General features: G+C 41.4%; 13 protein-coding genes and 3 pseudogenes. 5 read left to right on the top strand and 11 right to left on the bottom strand.

The window, feature by feature from the left end; translation table 11 throughout:
- The first annotated feature begins 109 nt into the window (after nt 1–109).
- Nucleotides 110–565, top strand: coding sequence for a CYTH domain-containing protein (locus G4417_RS04615; protein WP_173682787.1), 456 nt, complete (start codon nt 110–112; stop codon nt 563–565).
- A gap of 86 nt (nt 566–651) precedes the next feature.
- On the opposite strand, the gene proC is transcribed toward G4417_RS04615, so the two are convergent.
- The 3 genes from proC to G4417_RS04600 all read right to left on the bottom strand — a co-directional run bounded on the left by proC (nt 652) and on the right by G4417_RS04600 (nt 3,509).
- Entirely contained in the window at nt 652–1,446 is a 795-nt protein-coding gene (gene proC / locus G4417_RS04610; protein WP_173682786.1) for a pyrroline-5-carboxylate reductase, read from the bottom strand.
- A gap of 132 nt (nt 1,447–1,578) precedes the next feature.
- The gene (dtd, locus tag G4417_RS04605; protein ID WP_173682785.1) at nt 1,579–2,025 is read right to left on the bottom strand and encodes a D-aminoacyl-tRNA deacylase; all 447 of its coding nucleotides are present in this window, start codon (nt 2,023–2,025) and stop codon (nt 1,579–1,581) included.
- Between the two features lie 125 nt (nt 2,026–2,150).
- Nucleotides 2,151–3,509, bottom strand: a complete 1,359-nt coding sequence (locus G4417_RS04600; protein ID WP_173682784.1) for an MATE family efflux transporter — start codon at nt 3,507–3,509, stop codon at nt 2,151–2,153.
- Nucleotides 3,510–3,678: 169 nt separating this feature from the next.
- Here G4417_RS04600 and G4417_RS04595 point away from each other — a divergent pair, with 169 nt between their 5' ends.
- Nucleotides 3,679–4,584 (top strand): AraC family transcriptional regulator, encoded by a 906-nt coding sequence (locus G4417_RS04595; RefSeq protein ID WP_173682783.1) that lies wholly within the window; start codon nt 3,679–3,681, stop codon nt 4,582–4,584.
- On the opposite strand, the pseudogene G4417_RS17475 reads toward G4417_RS04595, so the two are convergent.
- Nucleotides 4,565–4,675 (bottom strand): annotated as a pseudogene (locus G4417_RS17475) (DUF6783 domain-containing protein); the annotation flags it as partial. The gene G4417_RS04595 and the pseudogene G4417_RS17475 overlap by 20 nt on opposite strands.
- On the opposite strand from G4417_RS17475, the pseudogene G4417_RS17470 reads away from it, so the two are divergent.
- Nucleotides 4,625–4,831, top strand: a pseudogene (locus G4417_RS17470) (DUF6783 domain-containing protein). The pseudogenes G4417_RS17475 and G4417_RS17470 sit on opposite strands and share 51 nt — an antisense overlap.
- A 152-nt stretch (nt 4,832–4,983) precedes the next feature.
- Here the strand turns inward: G4417_RS17470 and G4417_RS04590 are convergent.
- Nucleotides 4,984–5,610 (bottom strand): annotated as a pseudogene (locus tag G4417_RS04590) (lactate utilization protein).
- Between the two features lie 427 nt (nt 5,611–6,037).
- On the opposite strand from G4417_RS04590, the gene G4417_RS04585 reads away from it, so the two are divergent.
- Nucleotides 6,038–6,373 carry a hypothetical protein gene (locus G4417_RS04585; protein ID WP_173717667.1) on the top strand — a complete coding sequence of 112 codons (336 nt, stop codon included), beginning with the start codon at nt 6,038–6,040 and terminating at the stop codon, nt 6,371–6,373.
- A gap of 76 nt (nt 6,374–6,449) precedes the next feature.
- On the opposite strand, the gene G4417_RS04580 is transcribed toward G4417_RS04585, so the two are convergent.
- The 4 genes from G4417_RS04580 to G4417_RS04565 form a co-directional block, all read right to left on the bottom strand.
- Nucleotides 6,450–7,982, bottom strand: coding sequence for an FtsW/RodA/SpoVE family cell cycle protein (locus G4417_RS04580; RefSeq protein ID WP_173682781.1), 1,533 nt, complete (start codon nt 7,980–7,982; stop codon nt 6,450–6,452).
- Nucleotides 7,983–7,985: 3 nt separating this feature from the next.
- The gene (locus G4417_RS04575) at nt 7,986–8,315 is read right to left on the bottom strand and encodes a PadR family transcriptional regulator (protein ID WP_173682780.1); all 330 of its coding nucleotides are present in this window, start codon (nt 8,313–8,315) and stop codon (nt 7,986–7,988) included.
- Between the two features lie 201 nt (nt 8,316–8,516).
- Nucleotides 8,517–9,416: a hypothetical protein gene (locus tag G4417_RS04570; RefSeq protein ID WP_173682779.1), complete on the bottom strand. Its 900-nt coding sequence runs from the start codon at nt 9,414–9,416 to the stop codon at nt 8,517–8,519.
- Nucleotides 9,416–9,631 (bottom strand): hypothetical protein, encoded by a 216-nt coding sequence (locus G4417_RS04565; RefSeq protein WP_022379879.1) that lies wholly within the window; start codon nt 9,629–9,631, stop codon nt 9,416–9,418. Before G4417_RS04565 ends, G4417_RS04570 begins: the two co-directional genes overlap by 1 nt.
- Before the next feature lie 180 nt (nt 9,632–9,811).
- On the opposite strand from G4417_RS04565, the gene G4417_RS04560 reads away from it, so the two are divergent.
- Complete coding sequence (locus G4417_RS04560; protein WP_008706056.1) at nt 9,812–9,985, top strand: hypothetical protein; 174 nt, start codon at nt 9,812–9,814, stop codon at nt 9,983–9,985.
- A 131-nt stretch (nt 9,986–10,116) separates the two neighbouring features.
- Here the strand turns inward: G4417_RS04560 and G4417_RS04555 are convergent, their stop codons facing one another.
- Entirely contained in the window at nt 10,117–10,704 is a 588-nt protein-coding gene (locus G4417_RS04555; protein WP_243872073.1) for an alpha/beta hydrolase, read from the bottom strand.
- Between the two features lie 6 nt (nt 10,705–10,710).
- Entirely contained in the window at nt 10,711–12,069 is a 1,359-nt protein-coding gene (locus G4417_RS04550) for a M20 family metallopeptidase (protein ID WP_173682777.1), read from the bottom strand.
- Nucleotides 12,070–12,123 lie beyond the last annotated feature (54 nt).

Here is a 12,123-nt window from a genome sequence, read left to right as displayed (position 1 = left end):
TTTTCTTTATCACAAAATTTTTTTATTTTATTGTCTTTCTGTCTATGCTATTATCATTATAGCACAAACTAAAGGATTGACACATTTTAACTCAATGGAGGAAATTTAAATGGAAATCGAACGTAAATTTTTAATATCCAAAGAAAATCTGCCAACAGATCTTGATGCTTATCCACATCATAAGCTGGAACAGGGCTATTTATCCACCGCACCGGTAGTCCGTATCCGCAAAGAGGATGATAACTACTATCTCACCTATAAATCCAAAGGTCTTATGACCCGTGAAGAATATAATCTTCCACTTACAAAAGAATCCTATGAACATATGCGTCCAAAAGCTGACGGAATCCTCATTTCCAAAACTCGCTATCTTATCCCGGAAAAAGATAGACTCACCATTGAACTGGATGTATTTGATGCTCCTTATGAAGGACTCTATCTCGCAGAAGTGGAATTTTCTTCTGAAGAACAGGCGCTCAGTTATAATCCACCTGTATGGTTTGGAGAAGATGTTACGAACTCCGGTAAATACCACAACAGTCATCTGAGTCAGGGGAATTTATAATAAAATAAAACAGCTCCGAAATATTGTTCTGTGAATATGCTTTGCAGAACAATATTTCGGAGCGTCCCTCTTATATATAACTAAGATTACATCTTTTTACCTTTTTCAGCAGCTCCATTCAGAGCTTCAAAAACAGCACTTCTGAATCCATTCTGTTCCAGGATTCTTACTCCCTCAATGGTACTTCCGGCCGGTGAACATACCATATCCTTCAGTTCTCCCGGATGCATGCCTGTTTCCAGTACCATTTTTGCGCTTCCAAGTAAAGCCTGTGCAGCAAACTGATAAGCCTGTTTTCTTGGCATTCCCTGGGCTACCGCAGCATCTGCCATTGCTTCTATGAACATAAAAACATATGCAGGTGAACATCCGCTTACAGCACTTACTGCGTCCATCAGACGCTCCGGAACTACTTCTGTACGTCCAAAGCTGTCTGTGATCTCACAGATCTGAGCCAGTTCTTCTGCCGATACTTTCTCATTGGCACATATGCCTGTCATCCCCTCACCAACCTGAGCAGGAGTATTCGGCATCATTCTTACCACTTTCAGAGGCTGTCCACATTTTTCTTCTAACCAGGCAAGAGTTTTCCCCGGTGCAATACCTACGACTGTGTGTTCCGGTGTCAGTTCACCTTTTACTTCATTCAGCACTTCTTCATAAAACTGTGGTTTCACTGCCAGGAAAACCAGTTTTGTGTTTTTTACCACTTCATGGTTATCCAGGGTTGTAACCACTCCCAGCTTTTCTCTGCTTCGTTTGCTTCCTTCTTCTGTAAGATTGGAAACAATAATCTCATCTTTTTTATAAAGTCCCTTTTTCAGCATACCACTGATCATGGCAGAAGCCATATTTCCGCATCCGATAAATCCGATTTTCATAAATCTGCTCCTCTCTTGCAATTCCTGTTGTTTTCTGATAATTTATAATTGCTTTTTTCATATCTTTTTCTTGTTATAGATAATGATAATCATCCGGCAATCTACCGTAAAATACTGAACAGTTACAGATAATTATAATTCATTACTGTCCAATATGACTGTAAAGGGACCGTCATTCACAAGCTCCACTTTCATATCTGCCCCAAATTCTCCCTGCTCGACAATATCAATGTGTTCTTTGCATCTGGCAATTATGTATTTGTACAGATTTTCAGCCATATCAGGAGCCCCTGCTCTTATAAAGGAAGGTCTGTTTCCTCTTTTACAGTCAGCATATAATGTGAACTGGGAAATAAGCAGAAGACTTCCGCCCACCTCCTTCAGGCCAAGGTTTGTCTTACCGTTTTCATCTTCGAAAATACGCATATTAACCGTTTTATGAATCATTTTATCTGCGATTTCAACGGTATCTTCTTCTCCTACTCCGATAAGAACCATAAAGCCCTTGCCTATCTGACCTCGTACTTCACCATTAATTGTCACTTTTGAATGCATTACTCTCCGAATTACAAAACGCATAATTCACTCTCCTTAATCAACGGATTTCTGTCTGTTGATAGATAGCATAGCACATTTTTATCCGTTTTTCCATTGTAAAGTGTCACCTTGCGGCTGTTATCTCAAAATCTTGTTACTCGTACTCGTCACTCCGTTCTCAGTAATACTGCACAATTTCCTTTCATCATCTTATAGTAAACCGGGATCAGAAGTGCACAGGCTCCGATCCACGCCATTGGGCTGGCAATACATACAGATGTATATCCAATGATTCCGGAAAGACCTACTGTTGCAGCGATTCGCATAACCAATTCAATCATACATGCAGCAAAAGGTGCTTTGCCATTCTGCATGCTCTGGATGGATGTACGATATACTGCCAACAGCCCAAGCACAAAGTAAAAGGGAGCTACAATCGTCAGATACATATCTGAATAGTGATAGATTTCTTTTGTGGAATCTGAGAGAAACATTCTTACAATCGGATGTCTCAGCAGCAGAATTCCAATACACATGATCAGGTTAAATGCTTCTGTCTGGATCAGGCAGGCGCGCACGCCCTGACGGATACGGTCCCATCTGCCTGCACCAAAGTTCTGAGCTACATAGTTGGAAATTGCGGTCATCATTGCATTGTTTACCAGTACAGAAAGCTGATCTGCTTTCGATGCTGCGGTATATCCTGCAACTGCTGCAGTACCCAGTGAGTTTACCACTGCCTGCATGGCAAGCTGTCCGATACACATGACAGACATCTGGAATCCCATAGGAAATCCGGTCTTTAAATGCAAAATTGCGGTATCCTTTAAATCTGTAAAATCTTCTCTGTGCAGATGCAGGATTGGGAAATTTTTTAATCCCACTACCAGACTCAGCACTGCCGAAAAAAACTGTGACAGAATAGTCGCCCATGCAGCACCGGCCACCCCCATATGAAATGGTACAATAAACAGAATATCAAGAAAAATATTTAATACAGATGAAAATACCAAGAAATACAGTGGTGTTTTACTGTCTCCCAATGCGCGGAGCATATTTGAGATCATGTTGTAGAAAACGGTAGCACCTGTACCAAGTAAAACCACAAACATATAGTCGTATGCTTCACCGGAAATATCAGCAGGAATCTGCATCCAGCGCAGAATCTGATGAGAAAGCAGACAGCAGATCAGTGTCAGTACTACTGTAAAGGCAATACTCAGAAGTGTGGAAACCGCAACGCTCTTGCGAATTCCTTTTTCATCCTTTGCCCCGCATTTCTGTCCCAGACAGATACCAAACCCACCTGTGAATCCATTAATAAAACAGAATACAAAATAAATAATAATACTGGTGGAACCTACTGCTGCCAGGGAGTCTGCTCCCAGCGTTTTTCCTACGATCACAGAGTCCGCCAGTGTATAAAAAAGCTGAAACAGATTTCCCAGAATTACAGGAATCGCAAATTTCAGCAGTGACCGGAACGGATTGCCTGTAGTCAGATCCATCTCTTTTGATCTTGCCATGTTTCTTACTCCTCTCCTTGCACGATGTGCACACCAACGTTATAATTGTGGTTATAACAAGCATTGTAAATGAATATATCCTGTGATAAATTGTCAGATCGTATTGATGCTCATGCTTCTGTAAGCAATTCATCACAGCGTACATATAATAAAATCGGAGAACTGTAATATGGCTATGCGTAAAATTCTTGTAGATGAAACCAATCGCGAACTTTGTGAACATGGAACTGTCGGTTTTCCCATGACCGTTAATCATGATGACCTGTGGGCATTTGAGGGAAAAAGTGTACCTATCCACTGGCACAATGACCTGGAGATCAGTCTTCCCAAAGAAGGGGAAGCTATCTATCAGGTGTATCAGAAAAGCTATACTGTAAAACCTGGAGATGTTCTTCTTCTGAACCGAAATGTACCCCATAGCTGTCACTCACCTAATAATGATCATGCCAGATACAGTACCTTTCTGGCACGTCCGGATTTCATATGCGGCGAATACGGAAGTGATGTGGAACGCAGATGTTTTCGCCCTTTTCTCCAGAATTCTTCTGTCCCCTGCATCCTTCTTACTTCCGGAAACTCATGCACCCGGACTGTGATTCAAAAGCTCAATGAAACAGAAGACCTCTTTGATCAGAAGACCTTCTGTTATGAGTTGAAGATTAAGGGGCTTCTCTGTGAAATTTTCGGTATGATTCTCTACGAACACCAGAATGATCTTGCAAAATTTATTCCGGCCAACCAGCTGGAACTGGAAAGGCTGGAACAAATGCTGGATTATCTTAATACGCATTTTGAATCCGTAATCTCTCTGCAGGAACTGGCAGACCAGGTTCATCTGTCCAGAGAGGTCTGCTGCCGCCTGTTCAAAAAAATGACCGGAAAGACAATTACCGGCTATCTGGAAGAATATCGTGTCAACCAAAGTCTGCCTCTGGTTCAAAGCTGCCAGTATTCTATGATCCAGATTGCAGATATGACAGGCTTCAGCAACGCCAGCCGTTTTGCCCGGGCATTCCACAGACAATTCGGATGCAATCCCGGTGAATACAATTCTCTTAAGCTGCAAAAGTGCTAGAGCGTGTCTGAAAAAGGCTTTCTGCAAGATGTGCGTCACAATTTGTGGGATATTTTGCCCGGATGAGGGCGCCGTAGCGGGCTACGGCAACTGAATTCGGGTGAAATATCCCGCAAAGTGGGGCGTGCAGATTGCGGGAATGATTTTTCAGACACGCTCTAACCTGTATCTGTTCTTTTATATGGTTATCCTTCTGCCGCATGGATATTATATTAGAATTCTATATCAGAAACCATTCCGGAATTGATTTACATGATACAGATATTGACTTTTTCAGACCTATTATTTTCCAAAAAAGAACAGCCCCTCTGACTTATTATACGTCAATGAGACTGTTCTTTTTATTATTCGGGGGCAATCCGATATTCGTAATCGAAGCCGGGGACTTACTTGATTTGGTTACATCCCAAGTGTGTCATTTACCAGAATCACATGGATTCTGTCTTTATGTCTGGAATATCTGGTGATCAGGAACTGACAGCAGATGGTATCCGGAGATTTGCAGTCAAAGCATTTTCCGGTTTCCTTACATGGAGTTTTGATATCAAATCTCTGTGCATTAGCTGTAGCTGCTACATTTCTGGCACGCTTCATTGCGCTGTCAAGATCCGGACAGACTTTGTTTATACCTACAATAAAGATTACTTTTTTCGGGCCCTAGGCAATGCAGGATACACGGTTGGAATTGCCGTCAATATTGACAAGGACGCCATCATCTGTGACTGCATTGGCACTGGATAAAAAGAAATCTGCATCATAGGCTGCCATAAGTCCCTCACGAGGTTCAAGCTTTGCGCGGTCAATATAATTATAATCTCCATCCTGCAAAGCTTTGACCAGACCGATCTCATGTGCACTCATGCATCCGCCCATGGCGATCGTGCTTCCGTTTGGGATCAGTTCCAGGGCCTGCTTTAATGCTGCTTCTTTATCTTGTGCATAATACCCGGACATATTGCGGGATTCCAGTCCCTTGATCACTGTTTTTGCCAAAAGTTCATTTCTTTTTTTCATGTTTGCATCCATTGTTGTGTCCTCCTTAAACCAGATTTTTATCTACTAACAGGAGCATAACACATCTTCATCTATTTTTCTATTATAAATGAACACATCTTTTGTGTAAGTTATCCATATTATTAACTGTCACTTCGCAGCCAGGATATAGACTTATATCTTCCACTTTTTTCAGAGTAATCAATATGCTGTCGAAAAGTCTATCTGTCTTTTCGCCGTCTTTTCACAATTTCTGACTGGAGAAACGAAGTATATTCTGATAAAATAGGCATATAAAGGAGGACAAGCGGAAATCCTTACAAATGATAAAAGCCAAAAGAACAGCCGAAGACATTTTCAAGGCACGAATGAGGACTATACTTAATAATTAAAGCAGAAGTAGGATAACGGTGAAGCTTTTACGGAAGATGATTACGCAGCTCTTTCCCTGACACCATTGATGTCCGGAAAAATGAGCCGCAAGGATATGTTTAAAGAAGCAATTCGTCTGGCAAAGCCCAATATTGAGCTGAGTGCTGAAAAGGCAACCGCAATGTTGTATACACTGGCTGACAAGTTCTTAGACAGAACTGAGTTAGACGAAATTAAGGAGGTAATGCGCATGACCAGACTTGGACAGATGTTAATGGATGAGGGCATGGAACTCAAAGAAACCGACTCCATTAAAAAACTTATGAAAAATATGAACCTGACAATTGACCAGGCAATGAACGCCCTGGAAGTTCCAACAGATAAACGTGAAAAATACCGCAAGACAATTACTCCTGACAATTGACGGATAAAAGTACCGCCATATTGACTTATCACAATCAATATGGCGGTATCTTTCTTAATACAGTTTCTTACATTTTCTATCTGTTCATTTCATTGTACTGCACGATCTTTCTCATATTTCCAACCAAAAGCAATGTCAGTACCATGGTTATAATTTTAAACGGAATATTCATATAACCCTTACACAAATCCCAATATATGGCAATGCACATAACAGCAACAGTGCCTCCTGTCAATATGCACATGGACATTTTTGAGACATACAGGGCTTTTCTCGCTTTGGTTTTATCGAATTTGAAACCTATTTTCAGATGCCGTGGATAGATATTTTTATATCTGTATGTACTCAGTACAATCCCCATCAGTCCATAGGAAACTATAATGCAGCTTCCTCCTGCTGATAAAAAGGGAAGAAATGTTACTGATTGTGGAAATATACCCAGATTTTCCAGGATATTTATGAAAAAGTTTATAAGGAATACAATTCCGCATCCACATCCCATCATCATGCCAAGCTGATTCTTCTGTCTCATGGCAGTATTAAAAACTGCGAAAATCAAAACTGCCAGAACACAGCATAAAAGTATGGCTGCAATTGTTCCATATACAGATGACAGATAGGTCAGAATATAATCCGCATTAAAGGCCGGCAGATTTCCCATTACATCTGATTCACTTTTCCCTATCCATTTATTTTGCTGCCAGAATGAATGCAGCATTTCGGTGAAATAATCCTCTTCTCCACCACCTGAAAAAACAGCCTGTAAACGTGCGATCTGATATTTTGTCAGACTGCTTCTCAGATACCTGATCAGAAAAGCTGCCACAGGCATAGCCAGAAAACCAGCCCAGATTCCACAGATGGCTCTCCTTTTTCTCACAGTAAACCAGTTCTTTTGAATTGCGATTGTCAGCATAACCAGCATAGATACCAGCATCATACAAGCTGTCATAAACGCAGGCATGGCACAGACCAATATAACCGGTGCAATCATCCATATGATTGCTCTCATCAAGCCCTTATATCCCCATCCATGATATTTATACAAAATTGCTCCATATATGGGAACATAAAACAGCATCAGAGTCTGCATGGATATTCCTCTTCCTCCCGGCAGTACAATGAAGCATCTTGCCCCATTTAACTGATAGCCGCCCAACAAGGTAACCAGACAGGAAAACAGTAAAATGGCAGCAATTATTTTCGAAGATCTTGCCAGTACAGTGTAATCCAGAAGATATAAAATCATCATAACTGCAAGTCCGATCACAACATGGAACACATATCTGTCCGAACCGACCGCAGCGTTCTCACTGATTTTTCCGGCAATCCCTGCATGTATCAAAACGCCTGCAATGCTGATAAGAACGATTATTCCCAGAAGTTTCCATGCAACCTGAGGTCTGTGTACACTGTCAAGAGAGATTCCTGTTTCCACAGGATCTCCCATATCCCGGACAGCTTCCCTCTCTGCCTGTTCACGATCCATACCTGCCTGCATATTTGCCTCGATCTGATCTTCTATATGATCCTGAAGTTCCTTTTTTACATAAGGCCGCGCTTTTTTACAGCGAATCTGTTCCAGTAATGTTTTCAGATATTCGTCCATAGATTACACCTCCATTACAAGCACGTTGGTCACTGCTGCAGAATACTCTTTCCATTCTTCTACTTTCTTTTCCAGAAATCCCCTTCCCTGTCTGGTCAGGCTGTAATACTTTCTGGTCTTTCCGGCTACTTCCTGTTCATATACTGTCAGAAATCCCTTATCCTCCAGACTGTGCAGCAATGGATATAGCGTTCCTGCTTTCAGCTCAAACACGTTCTGAGATTTCTGCCGCAATGTATCGATCATCTCATATCCATACATATCCTTTTCTGACAGCAATTTCAGTATAAGCATTGTCATACTCCCGGAAACCAGTGATTTTTCAATAGCCATAGTATTCACCTCCTATTGTATAGATTGTCTATATATCGGTTATCTATATAATATAGGAACCTATATGCTATGTCAACTGTTTCCGGAATAATTTTGAAAACTTCACTGCTACGGCAACCGAGTTCAGGTATCTACATACTTTTTCGGACAGAAAAACCACCGCATTGTCATATATTAACACAATGCGGTGGTATAAATCTCTCAAAACAGATCCAGCATACTATCCAGATAGATTTTTTCTCTGACATGTATCTGGTATTCCGGTCTGGTCATGTAATAGAGCAGAAATTCCAGTATCAGAGCACTTCCGAGTCCTCTTCCTTCTATTTTAAAATTTGAAAATCCCATTGGCAGATAGATATCCCGGATATCATTGATTCTAATAAATCCTGGATTCTCCATAGCTTTTGAAAAAAGATAGCCCCTCTCTCCTTCTGGTGCCTTGCAGTAATGTTCCGGGCAGTTTTCGCCCAGATTCTTGCGGCTGACCGTTTCATAGCAGGCTTTTCTGTCCCTGCAGCCGAACCAACAGCATTCATTGCAGAGAAATTCTACCTTGTCCTTCTCAGGCTGAGACAGTGTATTTAACTTATCAAAAGCTTTGTTCAACCGGAAATCCGGCACAACATAGCGGAAATCTTTTCTCCAGATTTCTTCCTCAAACTGTGTAAAATCCGTCAGAACCTTGGTAGTAGAGGAAACAAAATAGAGTCCCGGATACTGCTCCTTAAGATATTTCAAAAGCAGTTCTGAATAAATGATCACACCGTTTCGCGGTTCTCTGTTTCTCTCAAACAACCGGCACAGTGCATTGCATTTTCTGTCTGAAAGGTGTTCCTGGCGAAGCAGGGAATTGCTGAAAGTCAGTCGGGCAGAAATCCCATATTCCTGCATCAGTTCAAGAACCTCCTCCGGGTCATTCTCTCCGAAGCCAGCCCTGCCTCCACCCCAGATACAGTCTGCCGGAGCACCATATATGGAGCCAATTTCACACCAGTCGTAAAAATATTCCCTGTGTTCCCGGAATAAAGGCAGGAACATCCGGTACAGCTCATAAAACTCAAACAGCCCGGGCAGGTGAAAATATGCTTTCTCCTTCATTAATTTTCCAGCACATCCTCTATGGTTTCCGAAGCATCCTCAAGAGCATCCAGGGCTTCGATCAGTTCATCTGCTTTTCCTGTATGTGTCTCCTCTTCTTCATACTCATCAATCAGTGCTGTCAGCTGATCTTTTATCTCTTCCAGACCTTCATAGATTTCCTTTAATTTTTCTTCCCGTTCCATTACGGATGAAAGCTTTACAACTTTAGACATTGTGAGACCTCCCATATGCATTTTCTTTAGGAAAAATTATAACACTGCCCTCTTTTTATGTCCATATGATCCTGGAGCGTGTTTGAAAAATGCTCTAAGAGACTTGTGATACTTATTTTCTCTGTGGTATTCTATAGGTATGATCATTGCGTTACGCAAAATATAAAGTGGAGGATTTTTATGTTAGTTTGTGATTATATCGTAGAATCTATTGACGGTGACTATGCACATCTTCGCAGAACAGATCTGCCTGAAGAGGAATTAAAGCTCGTAGCACGGGCACTTCTGCCCTTTGACATCACAGAAGGATGCAGATTACATTATGAAATGATGCAGTATAGTATCATTGACTGATTGGGCAGTCTCCGACTCACAGCAAAATAATTTGCATCATTGATTATCACATGGAGCCAAAAGAAGTGTCAAGAAATAGTTTCTTGACACTTCTCCACCCATATCTGCTCAATATGATTATATGCTTTTTCTCATTTCTGCTCCAAAAATCCTTTGGTTTTCTCCATAACATCCTGGAGAATTTTCATGTTTTCCAGTGTATCTGTTGTTTCCAGTGAATGGTTTGCATTTTCATAAGTATACATTGGCACCTGCTGTTTTTGTGAAAGAGCCTGTACTTCAGGAACAATACTCCATGGATCTGAAGTTCCGATAAAGGCAATGGCATCTCTATGAACAAAATTATATGTGTATTTCAATGGTGTGTATAGTATCTGCCGACATCTGATGCTGTGTTTCTCTGCATACGCAGATGCTATGATCGTACCTACGCTTTTTGCGACAAATAATATTTCATCATATTTGTCAAAGTCAATGGCAGAAAGACTTTTCTCTGCCTGTTCATAAAGGCTTTCGAATGCCTGCTGCATTTTTTCTTCATTTCCCCGGATATTTCCGCCATCATAAGTATAGCTTAATGCAATTGTTTCTTCATAGCCACATTCCTGCGCCAGCTTTCGTGAATAATATAAAAGCGGCTTGTCACAATGATACCCGATACCAGGGAAAAATACTGCTGCCTTCATGTTCTGCTCTCCATTTAATAACTGCTCTATCATTTTTCATCAGATTGCCAGAAGATTCTTAATTGCTTCCATATAAACCAGAACTGCCTCTTCCATGCCGGATACGAGGATAAATTCATCTGCACTATGGATACGATAATCGATTCCAGGTTTCTCAGGTCCAAATGCAATGATATTCTTAAGAGATTTTGCATAAGTTCCACCGCCGATCACCATTGGCTTGTTCTCTGTATCACCTGTTACATCTGTGTAAGCTTTGTATAAAGCATTTACAAGTGGGGATTCTCTTGGGAAGAATAAGGCATCACCAATTCCCAGAATCTCTATACGTCCATTCTCATCCTCAAGTCTGCCCTCACACATCCTGCGGACTTCATCGGATTTCAGTGTTACAGGTACTCTGATATCAATTGTACAGGAGATCACATCATTCTCTGTTTTGATCATACCGTTACAAAGAGTAAGTTCGCCATACTCATCTGCAAATTTCAGCCCAATGCCCTTACCATCGCAGGATGTGCCGATATGTGTATTATAGAATTCCACAAAATCATCCTTAAATCCTGCTTTCTCGAGACATTCAAAAGTAACACCTATTGCATTGACGCCGAGAGTCGGAGTGCTGGCATGTGCCGGAACTCCCTTTGCATAAATACTGATCTGTCCTTTTTCCTCTGTTACCTTATATTCCTGAAGCTTTGTCTCTGCAAGTACAACTTCCAGTCTCTCCTTCAGTCCCTCTTCGGCAGGAACAACTATTGTGGAGGAATCGCATACTGCGTTAAAGACAAACCCTCCATCTGCAGAGATGATTTTCGTGTTCTTGGAATAGGCCATCATCTGCAAAAGTCCCTTTTCGCCATGAATACACGGAAAACTGGCATCTGGGGTAAAGCCGCAGGATAATTCTTCTGCCACTTCATTATAATGTTCCATACATTTGGAACCTGTTTCCTCATTACATCCCATAATGAGACGTACTCTCTTGTTCAGCTTCACACCTGAATCGCGGAGAAGCTTCATTGCATAAAGAGCTTCCAGAACAGGTCCCTTGTCATCTGTTGTTCCACGACCGTAAACATAATCACCCTCACGTGTCAGTTTAAACGGATCATAGCTCCAGTCGCCGCCTACAGGTACAATATCCAGATGTCCGGCAATACCAACAATCTCATCACCCTCACCCATCTCTGCGTAACCACAGTAATTGTCCAGATTGACTGTCTTAAATCCAAGCTCCTGTGCAATCTTAAGACCTTCCTCTAATGCTTTGGCAGGTCCTTCTCCAAAAGGTTTCCCCTCTGCGGGAGTGCCAAGCTGAGAATCAATGGCAACCAGCCTTCCCAGATTGGTAAGCATCTCCTCTGTTAATCCATGAATCTGTTCTTTGATATCCATATTTTTGCGCCTCCAGTTAAATACTTTCTCTATCTTTGAAATATCTTTATCACT

The organism is Blautia wexlerae (genome assembly GCF_013300825.1).
GTDB lineage: Bacteria > Bacillota > Clostridia > Lachnospirales > Lachnospiraceae > Blautia_A > Blautia_A wexlerae_B.
This window is presented reverse-complemented; position numbering and strand designations above follow the sequence as displayed.